Annotated in this window: 12 protein-coding genes; 8 read left to right on the top strand and 4 right to left on the bottom strand. The window is 58.3% G+C overall.

Annotation, left to right across the window (positions count from 1 at the left end; translation table 11 throughout):
* Positions 1-39: 39 nt before the first annotated feature.
* From JO972_RS01470 to JO972_RS01445, 6 genes are all read left to right on the top strand, one after another.
* On the top strand, positions 40-1,260 hold the full coding sequence (locus tag JO972_RS01470) for a bifunctional folylpolyglutamate synthase/dihydrofolate synthase (protein ID WP_309488212.1): 1,221 nt from the start codon (positions 40-42) through the stop codon (positions 1,258-1,260).
* Positions 1,261-1,275: 15 nt separating this feature from the next.
* The gene (locus JO972_RS01465) at positions 1,276-2,628 is read left to right on the top strand and encodes an MBL fold metallo-hydrolase (RefSeq protein ID WP_309488211.1); all 1,353 of its coding nucleotides are present in this window, start codon (positions 1,276-1,278) and stop codon (positions 2,626-2,628) included.
* A 138-nt stretch (positions 2,629-2,766) separates the two neighbouring features.
* Positions 2,767-4,071, top strand: a complete 1,305-nt coding sequence (locus JO972_RS01460; RefSeq protein WP_309488210.1) for a metallophosphoesterase family protein — start codon at positions 2,767-2,769, stop codon at positions 4,069-4,071.
* Between the two features lie 76 nt (positions 4,072-4,147).
* The gene (locus JO972_RS01455; protein ID WP_309488209.1) at positions 4,148-5,377 is read left to right on the top strand and encodes an aspartate kinase; all 1,230 of its coding nucleotides are present in this window, start codon (positions 4,148-4,150) and stop codon (positions 5,375-5,377) included.
* 30 nt (positions 5,378-5,407) lie between these two features.
* On the top strand, positions 5,408-6,118 hold the full coding sequence (locus JO972_RS01450; protein ID WP_309488208.1) for a DUF4328 domain-containing protein: 711 nt from the start codon (positions 5,408-5,410) through the stop codon (positions 6,116-6,118).
* Positions 6,119-6,183: 65 nt separating this feature from the next.
* Positions 6,184-6,681: a hypothetical protein gene (locus JO972_RS01445; protein ID WP_309488207.1), complete on the top strand. Its 498-nt coding sequence runs from the start codon at positions 6,184-6,186 to the stop codon at positions 6,679-6,681.
* Between the two features lie 42 nt (positions 6,682-6,723).
* Here the strand turns inward: JO972_RS01445 and JO972_RS01440 are convergent, their stop codons facing one another.
* Together JO972_RS01440 and JO972_RS01435 are read right to left on the bottom strand one after the other, a co-directional pair.
* Entirely contained in the window at positions 6,724-7,308 is a 585-nt protein-coding gene (locus JO972_RS01440; protein WP_309488206.1) for a riboflavin synthase, read from the bottom strand.
* Between the two features lie 14 nt (positions 7,309-7,322).
* Complete coding sequence (locus tag JO972_RS01435) at positions 7,323-8,981, bottom strand: putative Na+/H+ antiporter (RefSeq protein WP_309488205.1); 1,659 nt, start codon at positions 8,979-8,981, stop codon at positions 7,323-7,325.
* Between the two features lie 79 nt (positions 8,982-9,060).
* Between JO972_RS01435 and JO972_RS01430 the strand changes: the two genes are divergently transcribed.
* Positions 9,061-10,323 (top strand): phospholipase D-like domain-containing protein, encoded by a 1,263-nt coding sequence (locus JO972_RS01430; protein ID WP_309488204.1) that lies wholly within the window; start codon positions 9,061-9,063, stop codon positions 10,321-10,323.
* Between the two features lie 94 nt (positions 10,324-10,417).
* On the opposite strand, the gene JO972_RS01425 is transcribed toward JO972_RS01430, so the two are convergent.
* Positions 10,418-12,550 (bottom strand): vWA domain-containing protein, encoded by a 2,133-nt coding sequence (locus JO972_RS01425; RefSeq protein ID WP_309488203.1) that lies wholly within the window; start codon positions 12,548-12,550, stop codon positions 10,418-10,420.
* Between the two features lie 28 nt (positions 12,551-12,578).
* Positions 12,579-13,085 (bottom strand): sigma-70 family RNA polymerase sigma factor, encoded by a 507-nt coding sequence (locus JO972_RS01420; RefSeq protein ID WP_309488202.1) that lies wholly within the window; start codon positions 13,083-13,085, stop codon positions 12,579-12,581.
* 130 nt (positions 13,086-13,215) lie between these two features.
* On the opposite strand from JO972_RS01420, the gene priA reads away from it, so the two are divergent.
* The gene (priA, locus tag JO972_RS01415; protein ID WP_309488201.1) at positions 13,216-15,423 is read left to right on the top strand and encodes a replication restart helicase PriA; all 2,208 of its coding nucleotides are present in this window, start codon (positions 13,216-13,218) and stop codon (positions 15,421-15,423) included.
* Positions 15,424-15,433 lie beyond the last annotated feature (10 nt).

Genomic DNA, 15,433 nt, shown 5'->3' with positions numbered 1-15,433 from the left:
CCTCCCGTATCCCACGGCGGGCACTCATCCAGCGCGCCCATGATGACTTACCAAGAGAGCATCGAATGGCTGTATTCGACCCAACAGTTCGGTATTAAACTCGGCTTGGAGCAGGCGCGCCGCTTACTCCGTGAGACACTCAGCTTTCCCCGGCATGGGGTGCGCGTGATTCACGTGGCGGGCACCAATGGCAAAGGATCCACCTGCTCGATCATCGATGCTCTGGCTCGCGCCTGCGGCACTCGCACCGGACTCTTCACCTCTCCTCACCTGATCGATTACCGCGAGCGGATCAAGGTCGGCGGTTTGGACATCCCCGAGGACATCACGGCACGCTACCTCAGCGAGTTCAAGGAGCTGGTCTCGTCGTGGGACCATCATCCCACATTTTTCGAGCTCACCCTGGCGGTGGCGATGCGATACTTCCGCGAGAAGAAATGTGAATTGATCATTTTGGAAACCGGCATGGGTGGCCGACTGGATGCCACCACGGCGGTGCCGGCCGATGTCGCGGTGATCACCCCCATCGCCATGGACCACAGCCAGTGGTTAGGTGAGACCTTGGAAGCCGTCGCCGGAGAAAAGGCGGGCATCATTGTGCCGCACAAACCGGTCGTCTGCAGCCCCCAAGAACCCGCCGCCCACTGCGTGATCGAGCAGGAAGCCAATGAAAGCCGCAGTCCGCTGGAGTTCATCACCGAGCCCCTAACAGGCTACACCATCAACCTCGCCGGACCGCATCAGCGGATGAATGCCGCCGTCGCAATCGCCGCTGCCGAGAAAGTGGGGGTCCCGCTCAGCTTTGACATTGTCCAACAAGCACTAGCCAAGGTCGTCTGGCCGGGGCGTTTCGAGCGCATTGCCAACAGCTCCATCATCCTCGACGGAGCCCATAACCCCCACGCGGCCGAAGCTTTGTTAGCCACCTGGGAGCACGAATTTCCCGAGCAAAAATCCCAGCTCATCTTTGGAGCCGTGGAAGGAAAGAATGCCGATAAAGTCCTTGCTATCCTTTGCTCCATGGCAGAACACATTCATCTCACGCCGATTAACTCACCGCGCAGCCTCAGTGCAGCGGAGTTAGAGGCCGCCCTGCCGAAGGACAGCCCCGCTTTCACCGTTCACGAAAGTTTGGACGCTGCTCTGGAAGCCACCCAATCCTCAACCACCCCCACCCTCATCGCCGGTTCCCTTTTTCTCATCGGCCAGGCCAAAGCCAGGCTGAGCTGCCAGAATCCCCCTCCGCCGAGCAGCCAATAACCCCCTTTTTTACCTATGCAATTTACCTCACTCCTCCGTCGCAACGAAATTGGTGCCAACTCGTATCTCATCGAGATGGACGGTCAACGCATCGTCCTAGACTCCGGCATGCACCCGAAGGAAGAGGGGCTGGACTCCCTGCCCGCCCACCATGAGCTGCCGGCGGACAGCATCGATTCGATCTTTGTTTCCCACTCACACCTCGATCACTCGGGCTCACTGCCTGTGTTAATGCGGGATCAACCCGGCGCCGATGTCTTCATGACCCCGGCCACCGCCAAACTCATCGATGCCCTGCTGCACAACTCCGTGAATGTGATGGAAAGCAAGCGCACCGAGCTCGGCATCACCGATTATCCATTTTACACCCACCGCGAACTCGACGACCACGAAAAGCGCTGGCGCACGTTCAACTACGAGCGCCCGTTCCAGATTGGCGACAACGTCCGCGCCTCCTTCCATGACGCCGGTCACATTCTCGGATCGTCCGGAATCATGTTAGAAACCCCCGAGAAACGGGTCTTTTACACCGGTGACGTTCAATTCGAGGACCAAACCCTGATTCCCGGAGCCGATCTTCCCGAAGAGGATATCGACACCCTGATCATCGAGACCACCCGTGGTGCCTCGCCTCGCTGTGAAAGTTACTCACGCGAAGTCGAAGAGCAGAAGTTTGCCGAGTCGATCAACGACTGCCTGAAACGCGGCGGCTCCGTGCTCGTCCCAGTGTTCGCCATGGGCAAGACCCAGGAGGTGCTCACCATGATCAATCGCTTCAAGCAAGAAGGACTGATCCCCGACGCCCCTGTTTACATCGGCGGACTGAGCACGAAGATGACCATCATTTTCGACGAATTTGCCGACAGCACACCGCGTAATCAACCAGGCTTCCGCATCCTCAAGGACATGGAGGTCAAGACCGGTGGCCGCCGTCGCAAACGCGCCCCCATCGTCTACCAGCCAGGCGGCATTTACGCCCTGTCGAGCGGCATGATGACGGAAAAAACTGTCTCCAACAACTTTGCCCGCGGCTTCATCAGCAACCCGAAAAACTCCCTGCTGTTCGTCGGTTACGCCGATCCAGATTCGCCCGCCGGCCACATCCGCGCAGGGAAGCAAGGCGACCTGATCGACCTCGATCCCGCCCAGGATCCGATCCAGTTCAACTGCCCGATGGAAGTCTTCGATTTCTCCGGCCACGCGACCCGCGATGATCTGTTATCCTACATCCTCCGGGTGAAACCGAAGAAAACCATCCTCGTGCATGGCGACCTCCCTGCCACTGAGTGGTTTGCCCAGCAACTCAAGGAGAAGCTCCCCGAGTGCGAAACCATCATCCCGCTGCCAGGGAAACCATACCAGCTCTAACACGGAGGACGAAGAACTAGCTGCCGCAGAACCGTCTGCGGCAGATCATGGTCTACGACGTGGGGAAAAAGCTCCTCACTTTTGGGAAATTAATCCCTTAATCGCCAGCACCCACTACGTATAAGATCGTTAGATCTTATGAAACGTAGAAAATTTATCGGAGGTATGGCACTGGCTGGCACGGCGCCCGCATTGATTCACCCTCAGAGCGTGCAGGCCGCCAGCGCTCCGGAAACCCGCTTCGAAGACATCCGCGCGGTCAGCCCGCCGGTGGTGCAGACCCCCACAGCCACCTCCTTTTCTGTCGCTTGGATGGTCAATGGCACCGCCACTGGCTGGGTGGAATGGGGCACCACGGAACAGCTCGGAAACATCACCCGCCCCGCCCACCACGGCCTCGCCGCGATGAGTCACTACGCGCTCTCCGCCCGGGTCGAAGGGATTCCCGCTGGAGCCGACGTCTACTACCGCGTGGTCACCAAGGCCGTGCGATACAAAAATGCTTACTCGATCCAGCAAGGCGAACCCCAAGCCGGAGAAATCCGCAAACTCACTCTCCCTCGCGCTGATGCCGATCGCTGCCACCTCGCGGTGATCAACGACACCCACGACCGCAGCGAGACCATCAGCCAGCTCGCCAAGAACATCAACGCGGCAAACCCCGACGCTCTGATCTGGAATGGCGATGTTTACAACACCATCAGCAGCAACGAGCAGATGGCACGGATCGCCCTGACTCCCGGGCAGAAAAAAGAAGCGTCCACAGCGGGAGGCTGGGCATCCACCCGCCCCCTGCTGTTCACGCCCGGAAACCACGACGCCCGGGGCGAAGCAGCCCGCACCGTGCCGGAAGCGCTGATCCCCTGGCCAATGGCCGCAGGCGATCCCGAGGGCATCAACCCCTCACCCTTTATTCGCGGACGCTATTGCTTCACCAAGCGCATTGGCCCCGTGGCCATCATCGGTCTCGACACCGGTGAGGACAAACCGGATTCCCGCGACGTCTGGGGCGGCATGGCCGCCTATGAACCCTACCGAGAAGCCCAGCTGGAGTGGCTTTTGAAAGCCTTACAGCAGCCGGAAATCAAATCGGCCCCCTACCTCATCACCGTGTGCCACATCCCCCTGCATGGGTTACCCGGTCACAACGATGGCATGGGGCCCGAGGGCTACGCCTACTTCTCCGGCTTCGGACAGAAGCTCTGGCTGAAACCTCTGGCGGACGCCGGCTGTCAGATGGTGATCAGCGGCCACATGCACAGCCACCGGATCGATCCGCCCAGCGCGGACTTCCCCATGCACCAAGTGGTCGGCGGCGGGCCGAAGCTGGACAACGCCTCGCTGATCCAAATCAAAGCCGATTCTTCCGCCCTCGTTCTAACGGCAGAGAACTTGAAGCGCGAAACCATCGGCAGCGTCCGCTTGAAGCCCCGCCACAGGTGACAATCGCAGTGCTTGACCCGCTCGATCCTCTGACTATGCTGCGCGCCCGCAACAGTAGTATCATTGCGCACCCGATATGGCATTAATCGTTCAAAAATACGGCGGCAGCTCCGTTGGCAGCCTCGATCGCATCCGCAACGTTGCCTCACGCATCAAGAAATTGCGTGACGAAGGCAATCAAGTCGTGGCCGTGGTTTCCGCCATGGGCGGCGTCACCGACAAGCTGATCGGCATGGCCACCCAGCTGAACGAGAATCCGCCAGAGCGCGAGCTCGATGTGCTGCTTTCCAGCGGCGAGCAACAATCCATCGCCCTCCTCGCCACCGCACTTCAGGGCATGGGAGTGGATGCCGTTTCCGCCACCGGCAGACAGGCCGGCATCGTCACATCCGGCAGTCACACCCGCGGACGCATCGAAGATATCAACCCGAGCCTGCTGCAAGCTTACCTCGACGAGCAGAAAGTCATCATCGTCGCCGGATTCCAAGGAGTCACCCAGACCGGACTGATTCACACCCTCGGTCGCGGTGGTTCAGACCTCACCGCCATTGCCGTGGCCGCGGCCCTGAAGGCCGACCTCTGCCAGATCCTCACCGACGTCGATGGCGTCTACACCTGTGACCCACGGGTGGTGAAAAATGCGCGTAAGCTGCCTGAAATTTCCTACGATGAAATGTTGGAAATGGCCTCCTCCGGGAGTAAGGTCATGCAGTCGCGATCTGTTGAATTTGCGAAAAAATACGGAGTCGTCTTCGAAGTCTGCTCCAGCCTCAACAACAACCCCGGAACCCTAGTCACCGAAGAACACCCAGCCATGGAAGCAGTAGTTATCCGCGGAGTCTCCATCGAGCGCTCCCAAGCCCGCGTCACCATCACCGATATCCCAGACCGCCCGGGGAACTCCGCGAAGATCCTCGGCGCACTGGCCGATGCGGAAATCAATGTCGATATGATCGTCTCTAACATCGCTAGCGATGGCATGGCGCGTCATTCCTTCACCATGCACACCAATGACCTCGGTCGTGCCCAAGCCGCTCTCCAGCCAGTGCTCAACAGTCTGTCCGCAGACGCACAGCTGGAAACCGAAGCCGGACTGGCGAAGCTAAGCACCGTGGGCATCGGTATGCGTTCCCACTCCGGTGTTGCCGCGAAAATGTTCCAGGCGCTCGGCGATGCCGGCATCAACATCGGCATGATCTCCACCTCGGAAATCAAAATTGCCGTTACCGTGGACGAGACCGCCATCGAAGATGCCGCCCGCGTGGTGCACGAGGTGTTTGAGCTCGATAAAAAACCGGTCGCTTAAACGCCCGCCCACATCCGAGCATCTGCCACGATGGCCCATACTCCGAATCCTATTTACGCCCCACCGGTGGCGGCCACCGAGCAGGTCAGCCCTGAGAACATCTCAGGCACCTACGGCCCGTTTCGCAAGAACGGCACGCTGAAGAACCTGCTGGTCTCCCTGCTGGTGCTGGATGCCATGCTGATCATTTTCAATGACGGCGTGATCAACTTCATGGACATGCGGCAGTATGAATCCGCGGATTATCTGGTGTCCGAGACCAGCTCACAGCTCGACAGCATCGTGCTGTACAGTGCTTGGGGGAAAATGGGGCTCAGCATCATTCTGATCATCGTCTTTGCCATCTGGATCAATCGCTCGTGTAAGAATGCCTGGCTGCTCGATCCCCCACGGATGACGATTACTCCGGCCTGGTCCGTCGGCTATTACTTCATTCCCATTCTCTTGCTGTGGAAACCTTATGTGGCCATGAAGCAAATCCGCAGCGCCAGCTACGGCAAGGACCATGCGCTCAAGGCCGTGCTACCGCTGTGGTGGACGTTGTGGATCATCTCCATGCTCATCGATAACGTCAGCACCCGCATGCTGCAAGACCCAGAGACGGTCGACGACTACCTCACCGGCTGCAAGCTGGTGCTCGTGGCGACTCCGATCAATGTCATCCTGAACTACCTGGCCATCGCTCTGGTCACCGGCATCACACTCGCCCAGCAGCGGCGCCTGATCAACTGGCACCAGTAGGAAAAAATCGCCACCGAGAGGCATCCGCTGCTTTACAATCCAGGCATCCCTGATGAGTATCGCCCATGCGAATTTTTGGCGTGGTTTGGGGGATCATTGGTATTACTTACACCCTTGGCAGAGCGATCGTTGGCATGAGCCATCACGTCACGTCTGCCTTTGAAATCTCGTTCAACCTTTGGCACTGGATCGCCCTCGTGCTCTTTGCCTTTTTCATGGCGTATTACGAGGGCTTCAAAGGCTTTCAGAAAAAATACTCACCGCGGGTCGCCGCCCGGGTGCGCTACTTGCGCGATCAGCCGGACACCCTGCGCAGCCTCCTCGCGCCCCTGTTCTGCATCGGCTATTTCCACGCCAATAAGAAGACGCTGATCAAGGCCTATGTGCTCACGATTGGTATCGCCCTGCTGGTCCGCTCGATGAATTACTGTCCGCAGCCGTGGCGTGGCATCGTCGATCTCGGCGTCATGATCGGCCTGAGCTGGGGCCTGATTGCCTTCTGGATCTTCGCCTACAAGGCGCTGACTCAAAAGGAGTTCAACTACTCTCCAGAGACGCCCTAGAGGAAGTCGCCCAGTGACGAGGGTCAGCGGGGCAAAAAGCCCTTACTTGCCCACTAGCTTCGCCACGTGCTTGGCGATGACGTCCGCTTCCAAGTTCACCTTTTGGCCGACCTGTGCCTGCTGCAGATGGGTTTCCTGCATGGTGTGCGGGATGATCCAGAAGACGCCGCTGGTATCGGTGAGTTCGGCGATGGTGAGCGAGATGCCATCAATCGCCAGAGAGCCTTTATCGATGCAGAGTTGATGAATTTCCGGAGGCAGTGAGATTTCCAGACGATGGTCGTTACCGACCGGTGAGAGATCGATGATTTCCCCGGTGGCATCGACGTGCCCTTGCACAAAGTGACCGCCGAAACGCCCCCCTGCGAGCATGGCACGCTCCAGATTGACCAAGGAACCCACTTGCAAACCGCCCAATGAGGTAACGGTCAGCGTCTGGCGTAGGATGTCGAAGCTGGCCGACGTGGCGTCTTTCTCCACCACGGTGAGGCAGCAACCATTGATCGCCACCGACTCGCCGTCGGCGAGCTCTTGGGCGAATGGCAGCTCAATCACCAGCCGCGCCTGCTCGCCACGGGGCTCGAGTGACAACACCCTGCCCGTGGCTTCGATCAATCCGGTAAACATGGTTCCAACGAGAGTTATTCGGCGTCAGCCTTTACGTCTGGATCGGCTTCGGGAGAAACCAAACCACGCTGAGGTGTTTCCTCGACCTCTTCGACGAGTGGTTTTTCCTTATCGAAAATGCGGTCGACCGTGGCATCCGGGAACAGCATCATCACCAGCGATACAATCACGGTGGGGACAAAGGCACCCATCAGCAACTTACCGGGTGAAACACCATCGCCGAAGAAGCGGCTGAGCAGGGCCTGACCGGCAGGGTTGGGTGCGTTGGCAATCACGGTAAGACCACCACCACAGACCGCACCGGCGAGCACAGCGTATTTCAGCTCTGGCCCAAGACCACTCACCTGACTGGCGAGGAAGGTAATGGCGGCGTTATCGTTAAACGAGGTCAGTAACACAGAGCCCGCGAAGAGTGGCCACTCGGTGAGGCTGGTAATGATCGGCGCCAGCCACCATCCTTGAAGACCACCGTGGATCACCAGACCAGCCAGGAAAAAGCCCACCAGAATCGGTCCTTTCAGCTCCATCTTGAACTGGTGATGGGCAGTGCCTTGACGGAAGGCGAGGAAGAATAGGAAACCACCGATGAAGAGCGCGGGGGTGTGGGCAAAGAACACTGTCCATGCCATGAAAAACAGGTGCGTCAGCGTGATCCACAGTGGGATCGTGCGGCTGTGGTCATCCTGCAGATCACCTTTGCCATCGCCATCGTGATCTTCCAATCTGCCTGACAGGCTGGCCAGCTCCTTGCGGAATACACCGTAATAAAGCCCCGTGGAAAGTAAGATACCAATGATCGCCTTGTCCCCGAAATGCATGAACATCTCAGGAGTGGTCAGCCCCCATTTCTGGGCCACCATCAGCACCGGCGGTGCCGCGAAATTTGTCAGCACACCCCCGACGGAGATGTTCACGAACAGCAGGCCGAGCGTGCCGTAAGCGAGCTTGGGGCTGGGCTTGAGTTTGTAGAACTTTTTCGCCAGCAACATCGCAGCGATGGTCATGGCTCCCGGCTCGGTGATGAAGGAACCAAGAATGGGGGCCACGATGAGAATGGAAAGCCACCAGGCGGAGGGCGTTTCCTTGCCCCACTTGGCGAAGAAACTTAGCGCACTCTCGGCAAAGCGAAGCACGGGGCGGGTGGAGGCGAGGGCCATGATGATCACCACAAACATCGGCTCGGTGAAGTTCACCGTGGTGATGTAGCTCTTCACGGTATCCACATCGTAGAATCCGATGATGGCGGCAATCAGGGCGATCACCCAGATTCCGAAGATAGCTTCAATCTCTCCGAGGAAGTGGAAAAATGTCGCCTTGAAACTGACCATGTCCTGCGCGGTGGCGGACTCACCGGCGGCTTCTTTTTCCCGGCGGATCATCGCATCGTGTTCATGCTGCAACTTGTGCGAATACTTGGTCAGCGGCACAGCGAAGAAGGTGTGCGTGATAGCGAGGACGAAAATAATCGTCGCCACTAGCAGGAACGGCTGCTCGGAGGCACGGTGGCTGAGGATTTCTCCAATCCCCTTCATCCCGGCGGCCTCTTCCTCAGCAGGAAAATGCTCCATCCGTTCGACAAATTCCGGCTTGGCATGCGCGCCGGCAGCAGCGTGCAGCGTGGGCACCGCGAAGGTAAACAACAGTAACAGAAGTGGCAGCAATTTCGTTCTCATACGCGCAACTGAGATAGCACAGCAGCGGGTCTTGGCAAGGCTTACTGGTTTTCTATCTCAATTAGCGTATAAGCACTGCGTGCCTCAAGCAGCCAAGGACCCAACAAGCCGTATATCCCAGGGAGTGAAACAACGCGTCTCTGCGAAATTGAGTGCCTGGAAATCTCGCATCGAGCGCGAAATTTCCGGCGGTCAGACCGGCGGCTCCAGCGATGGCAATGCAGTGGAAGTTTACTTCGAAGGTGACCGCGCATTCGCCGACATGCTCGGGGCAATCCGCGATGCCAAACATTACGTGCACTTGGAAATGTATATGTTTTTCTCAGATGGCACCGGCAGCAAGTTCGCCGAGGCGCTGAGTGCCAAGGCACGCGAGGGCATCCCCGTGCGGGTGCTCTATGATTCGATTGGCTCGCTGGAAACCGATCAGATGCAGTGGGCTAACATGCACGATGCCGGAGTGACGGTGGTGGAGTATCGACCCGTGGCATTCTGGCGCAAGCGCAGTGGGATTTTTGGCCGAAACCATCGGAAAAACTTGGTGGTTGATGGCGCCATTGCCTTCACCGGTGGCATGAACATCGCCGATTCCTGGTCGGAGGAAGCGAGCAGCGATTCCTCGTGGCGCGATACCCACTGCCGCGTGATCGGACCGGCCGCACAGGATTTCAACAAGCTGTTCATCGATTCTTGGCAATACGCGACCAAGGAGAAGATTTTCCACCGACCCGCCCCCCACCCCTTGTCCGATGATGAACAGCAAGCGCACGGCGACGGACTGGACCGCTCCGGAGGCTGCCGCTGCGTGGTGGTCGGCAGTCAGGGACTGCGCGACAGCAAGGAAATCCGGAGGATGTTCTCGGTGAATCTCGCTCGGGCAGAGAAGTCGATCAAGATGACGATGCCCTACTTTGTGCCCCCCAAACGATTGCTCGCCGCCCTGAACAAAGCGAAACAACGAGGCGTGGATATCAAGTTACTGCTGCCGAGGGATTCGGACGTAAAAGTGGTCGATTGGTTACGCGAAGGTTTTTATCCGCAGCTGTTAAGTTGGGGGATCTCGCTGAGGGAATACCTCGGGCCGGTGCTGCATGCTAAAACCATGGTGGTGGACGACCACATTGCGGTGATCGGGTCTTCAAACTTCGATATTCTCTCCGTGCTCATGAACCGCGAGATCGGCTTGGTGGTGTTCAACGATGAGGTGGTGGCCGAACTCGACCGCCAATGGCAAAACGACCTGATGCTCTCCGAGCGTGTCACACGCGATTGGGAAGGCATCAGATCGTGGTGGAGGTTAGCGATGGCGAAGCTGGGGAGTTTTCTACTGCGGAGGTTGTAAGGTAGGACAAGTTTTTAACTTGTCGGCAACCCTAGGTATAATCAGCCCATGCACGACGTATTTGCCTAGTTTGCCGACAACTTGCAAAGTCGTCCTACTTTACTTTCCTAACAAGGTCAGAGAATTCGGTGCGGTGGCCTTTTTCATCCTTGCCGCGACCTTGTTCCGCTAGCTTGCGCACCAGCTGATAGCTCCCCTGCCCGGCGTGTTCGCTTCCGCGCTGGAGCATACCGAAGAGGCTCACTCCCGAGGCGAATTTGAAGTCGTCACTGGCGTCCTTCCAGCTCTTGCCTCCATCGATCACGCGGGTCCTGAAGTAGGTGCTTTCGGTTTCCTTGGAGGCTTCCGGGCCCTTGTAGGCGAGCTTCACGGTCAGCAGGTTCGGACTGTCCACCACAGCGCGGTCGGCTGGTTTCGGCGCAGGCTTTTTGCTTTTCTGATACTCCAGGTCGTCCACCACCGGTGCGGATTCGGCAGCGTTGCCGGGGACGATTTCATACAGTGCGGTGACGGTATGACCTGCCCCAATCTCGCCGGCATCGATCAGTTTGTTTTTGAAATCCTCCGCCTTGAGCATTCTGTTGGCGTAGCCGATCAGGCGGTAACTCTTCACCTTCGCAGGATTGAACTCAACCTGGATTTTCACGTCCTTGGCGATGGTGACCATGTTGCCCATCATGTCATCGAGGAAGACCTTGCGACCTTCGCGGAGGGAATCGATGTAGGAGTAGTTGCCGTTTCCTTTGTTAGTGATGGCTTCGAGCATGGCATCGTTCAGGTTGCCTTGGCCGAATCCTAACACGGAGAGATAGACTCCACTTTTTGCCTCGCGTTCCACCATGGAGACGAGCTTGGAACGGTCGGTGAGGCCGACGTTAAAGTCGCCATCGGTGCCGAGGATCACGCGGTTCACTCCGCCTTTAACAAAGTGCTTTTTAGCCATCTTGTAGGCCAGCGTGATGCCGGCGCCACCGTTGGTCGATCCCCCGGAGCGGAAGTTGTTGAGCTTTTTCAAGATCGTCTTGCGTCCGTCCTCATCCACATAGGTCGGTGGCAGCGCCAATCCTTGTGCCCCGGCGTAGACCACGATGCTTACCGAGTCGTCGCCATTGAGCTCCTTGAGCAGGATTTTCATGGAATCGACTAACAGCGGAAGCTTATCCTGGGCGTTCATCGATCCGGAGACATCGAGCAGGAACACGAGGTTCGCGGCCGGGCGTTTTTCACGGATGATGTCCTTGCCTTGCAAACCGATCTTGACCAGTCGGTGCTCTTCATTCCACGGACAGGAGGCCGTTTCCACATTCACGGAAAACGGATGCTTGCCCACCGGCTGCGGGTAATCATAACTGAAGTAGTTGATCATTTCCTCGATCCTCACTGCATCCTTGGGAACCGACTGACCGCTCTGGATCATGCGGCGCATGTTGGTGTAGGAGGCGGTGTCGACATCCACGGAGAAGGTGGAAAGTGGGGCCTTCCATGGCGAGAGGAAGCTGTTGTCGACGAGTTTGCCGTAGCGATTGCCTGGGGCCTTGGCGGGACGACCGTGGAAATGGTCACGTCTGCGCTCGCTCCCCCAACCATCGCCGAAAGCATCGCTATTTCCAATCTCCCGCGCTTTACTAGGAAGATCTAAGCGATAGGCTCCGGCTCCTCCAGCGGCACCTTGTCCGCGCATTTTTGCCATGCTGGAGGAAGGAGCAGAAGGCTTTCTGGTCATAGGCCGAGGTTTCAGAACCCTTGGCTGCACTGGAGCTGCTTGAGGAACCGGAGCCGCATCTTCTGCCATAGTCGATTCCACCTCAGCAATCCTCGCCGCGCGGATACGTCCCTCGGCCTTGGCCACTCCAAGGGTATCTTTCGCCTTTTTCTGTTCTGCCGCAGGCAGCAAGGAGGGCTTGGGTTCGGGGGGCGCGGAATAGGAAACCGGGGCTTCCTGCAGCTGCTCGGTGGCAGCCTGACTGTCGTTCACCGCGAGGTCACGGTCGCGATCGCTTTTCCAGCCGTAGTATCCCACGGCCGCGATAGTTAGAGCTGCGGCGATGCCGACGCCGATCGCCGGGCCTCGGCCTTTGTTAGAGGAGCTTGAGGTCGGCATACTGGTGACATTCTTCTCGGCATCCAATCGGGCTTCGAGATCGGTGAGAAATTCAACATCGTCGCCAGAGCCTTTGCGGGCGTGCTCGTTGAGCAGGGCGTCGATCATTTGGTCTTCTTTTTTCATGGTGATTATTTAGTTTTAAAATTAGGTGTTAGGCTTGGAGGCAGTCGCGCAGACCGGAGCGGGCGCGTTCGAGGCGTTTGCGTAGGGTGGAGCTTTGCAGATCCAGAGCAGCGGCGGCTTCTTCACCGCTTTGCTCCTCGTAGTAGAAGGCCTTGACCGCATCCGAGAGGGTGTCGGGCAGCTTTTTCAGGCAACTTTCCAGTTTGGAAAAAACGCCACCCTGATCGCGCAGGTCGTCCCACTGTTTGGCATCGGCTTCGAGGCATTCCAGCGTCTCTTCATCGAGCGCAATCTGGCGGGCATTCTTGCGCAGTGACTCGCGCCATTTGTTTCTAACGATCCCCCGCATCCACGAGCCGAAGTCACGAGTGACATCAAAGGTTTCCAGATTCCGCCAAGCCACCACAAAGGCGTCCTGCACAATATCACGAGAGGTATGGCTCTCCTTGGTCAGCGCGGTGGCGTAGGTCAGGAGGCTGCGGTGGTGCTCCTTCACCAGAATCGCAAAGGACGTTCGATCTGAATGGTCAGTCATGGGTTTTGTATCTAAAGCTTGCATCATCTTCACCCCCTATTGGCGCGGCGGCGAGGAAAGGTGACATCTTTTTTGCTGTTTTCTGAAGTTTGGTATTTGGAGTTTAAAACTTAGAGCTTAAATACCCCCCGTGCCAGCAGCCCGTGTTCTTATCGACGGCCCATCCGAGCTTGTCTTCGACTACGCCATCCCCGAGGGAATGGCGGCGGTCACCGGCTGCCGGGTGAAAGTGCCCCTGCGTAACAAGTCGTCCACCGGCACCATTCTCGACATCACCGAGAAGATGCCCACCAAGTTCAGCCTGCGCCCGCTGGATGCGCTGATCGATCCCGAACCGCTGATCACTCCGAAGCTCATGGAGCTGGGAAAATGGATTGCCGATTACTACGGCGCGCCGATGGAGCAGGTGATGCGCTCACTGCTGCCGGAGGCGGTGCGACAGGAAAGCCACTCGGAAAAAACCCGCAAGGTGGTCTGCATCGATACCAAACCGGACGATGAGACACTGGAAAAACTCTCCAAGCGCGCTCCCCGCCAGCACCTGATCCTGGCATTGTTAGACTCCGCCGGAGGACAAATGGCGCTCGCTGACCTCGGTGGAGGATCGGTGGCCGCCTCGGTGAAATCATTGGCTAAAAATGGCTACGTGAAAGTCATTGAGGAAGCCGTCCGCCGCGACCCCGACCAAGGCGAGGAGTTCATCGAGGACAAACCCCTCAAGCTCAACCCCGGACAAGAAGTGGCGATGCAGGAGGTGCTGAAACAAATCAAGCAGCCGGAAAAACCGATGCTGATGCACGGGGTCACCGGTTCCGGTAAAACCGAGATCTACCTGCAGGCGGCCCAGTATTGCATTGATGCAGGAAAAAGCGTGCTCGTCCTGCTCCCGGAGATCTCCCTCACCCCGCAGACCGTGCAGCGCTTCAAGTCCCGCTTTGCCTCCATCCAGGATCAGGTGGCCGTGCTGCATTCCCACCTCTCCCAGGGCGAACGCTTCGATGAATGGCACCGCATCCGCTCCGGCAAGGCACGGGTGGTCATCGGTGCACGCAGTGCCGTGTTCGCTCCCCTCACCGAGGTCGGCATCATCATCGTCGATGAGGAGCATGAGAACTCCTACAAGCAAGAAACATCCCCCCGCTACCACGGTCGCGATCTCGCCGTGCTGCGCGGGCATTTGGAAAAATGCGCCGTCTTGTTAGGCTCCGCCACGCCCTCGTTGGAATCATTTCAAAACACCCAGAGCGGCAAGTATCAGCTACTCAAGCTGGAAGAGCGCGCCGACGGACAGAGCCTGCCGATCATCCGCGTGATCGATATGCGGGTGGAAGGCCGCAAGCACAAGGGAGCCCCTAACATTCTCTCGGATCCCCTGCGTGGTCACATGGAGAAAAAACTCGCCGAGGGAGAGCAGGTCATCCTTTTCCTGAACCGACGCGGCTTTGCCCGATCGCTGCAGTGTGGCGACTGCGGACACGTCTGCGAGTGCCGCCACTGCGCCCTGCCACTCACCTATCACCGCAAGGAAGAACGCCTGATCTGCCACATCTGCGGCCACCAGGCGATCACCCCGAAGAAGTGCCCCGAGTGCGGCGATCCGGGCATCCGTTTCCAAGGCTACGGCACCGAACAGGTTGAGGGGATTTTGAAAAAGGTATTCCCCCAGGCGCGCTTGGCCCGAATCGATGCCGATAGCATGAGGCGCAAAAACGCCCTCAAGGACACCCTCCGCGCCTTCCACCAACGCAAGATCGACATCATCATCGGCACTCAGATGATTGCCAAAGGTCTGCACTTCCCCAACGTCACCCTCGTCGGCGTGCTCAATGCGGACCTCGGCCTGCACATCCCCGATTTCCGTGCCGGGGAGCGCACCTTCCAGCTGCTCACCCAGGTTGCCGGTCGCGCCGGTCGTGGCGAGCTCGAAGGGGAAGTCATCGTCCAGACCTACACCCCGCACTCTCCCTCGATTCAATACGCCCGCCACCACGACTTCCCAGGCTACGCCGAACAGGAGCTCGATTTCCGCAAACAATTCGGCTACCCACCCTTCACCCACTGCGCGGTGTTAGGCACCCGGTCAGGCCACGAACGCCGTGCCGAGTTCACCCTGCAAAACCTGCACAAACGGCTCGCCAGCGATCTTCCCAAGGGCATGAAGTTAGGCGATCCCCTACCGTCCCCCCTGACCAAAGCCCACGGCCAGTTCCGCTTTCAAATGATGATCCTCGGAGCCTCCGCCCGCCAGCTCTCACGCCACGTCCGCGCCATCCTCGATCAAACCCCGGCTCCGGAAGACGTCACCGTGGTCTTCGACATGGATGCCATGGGCTTTTGATAAGTGTCGT

Source organism: Oceaniferula flava (assembly GCF_016811075.1).
Taxonomy (GTDB): Bacteria; Verrucomicrobiota; Verrucomicrobiia; order Verrucomicrobiales; family Akkermansiaceae; genus Oceaniferula; species Oceaniferula flava.
The sequence above is the reverse complement of the archived record's forward strand: the minus strand, read 5'-3'. Positions and strand labels throughout refer to the sequence as shown.

What these genes read in the sequence shown, in the direction of transcription:
- JO972_RS01440 (WP_309488206.1), bottom strand. Translation starts at nt 7,308, where the DNA reads ATGTTTACCGGATTGATCGAAGCCACGGGCAGGGTGTTGTCACTCGAG.
- JO972_RS01445 (WP_309488207.1), top strand. Translation starts at nt 6,184, where the DNA reads ATGCGAATTTTTGGCGTGGTTTGGGGGATCATTGGTATTACTTACACC.
- JO972_RS01470 (WP_309488212.1), top strand. Translation starts at nt 40, where the DNA reads ATGATGACTTACCAAGAGAGCATCGAATGGCTGTATTCGACCCAACAG.
- JO972_RS01425 (WP_309488203.1), bottom strand. Translation starts at nt 12,550, where the DNA reads ATGAAAAAAGAAGACCAAATGATCGACGCCCTGCTCAACGAGCACGCC.
- JO972_RS01465 (WP_309488211.1), top strand. Translation starts at nt 1,276, where the DNA reads ATGCAATTTACCTCACTCCTCCGTCGCAACGAAATTGGTGCCAACTCG.
- JO972_RS01450 (WP_309488208.1), top strand. Translation starts at nt 5,408, where the DNA reads ATGGCCCATACTCCGAATCCTATTTACGCCCCACCGGTGGCGGCCACC.
- JO972_RS01435 (WP_309488205.1), bottom strand. Translation starts at nt 8,981, where the DNA reads ATGAGAACGAAATTGCTGCCACTTCTGTTACTGTTGTTTACCTTCGCG.
- JO972_RS01455 (WP_309488209.1), top strand. Translation starts at nt 4,148, where the DNA reads ATGGCATTAATCGTTCAAAAATACGGCGGCAGCTCCGTTGGCAGCCTC.
- JO972_RS01460 (WP_309488210.1), top strand. Translation starts at nt 2,767, where the DNA reads ATGAAACGTAGAAAATTTATCGGAGGTATGGCACTGGCTGGCACGGCG.
- JO972_RS01420 (WP_309488202.1), bottom strand. Translation starts at nt 13,085, where the DNA reads ATGACTGACCATTCAGATCGAACGTCCTTTGCGATTCTGGTGAAGGAG.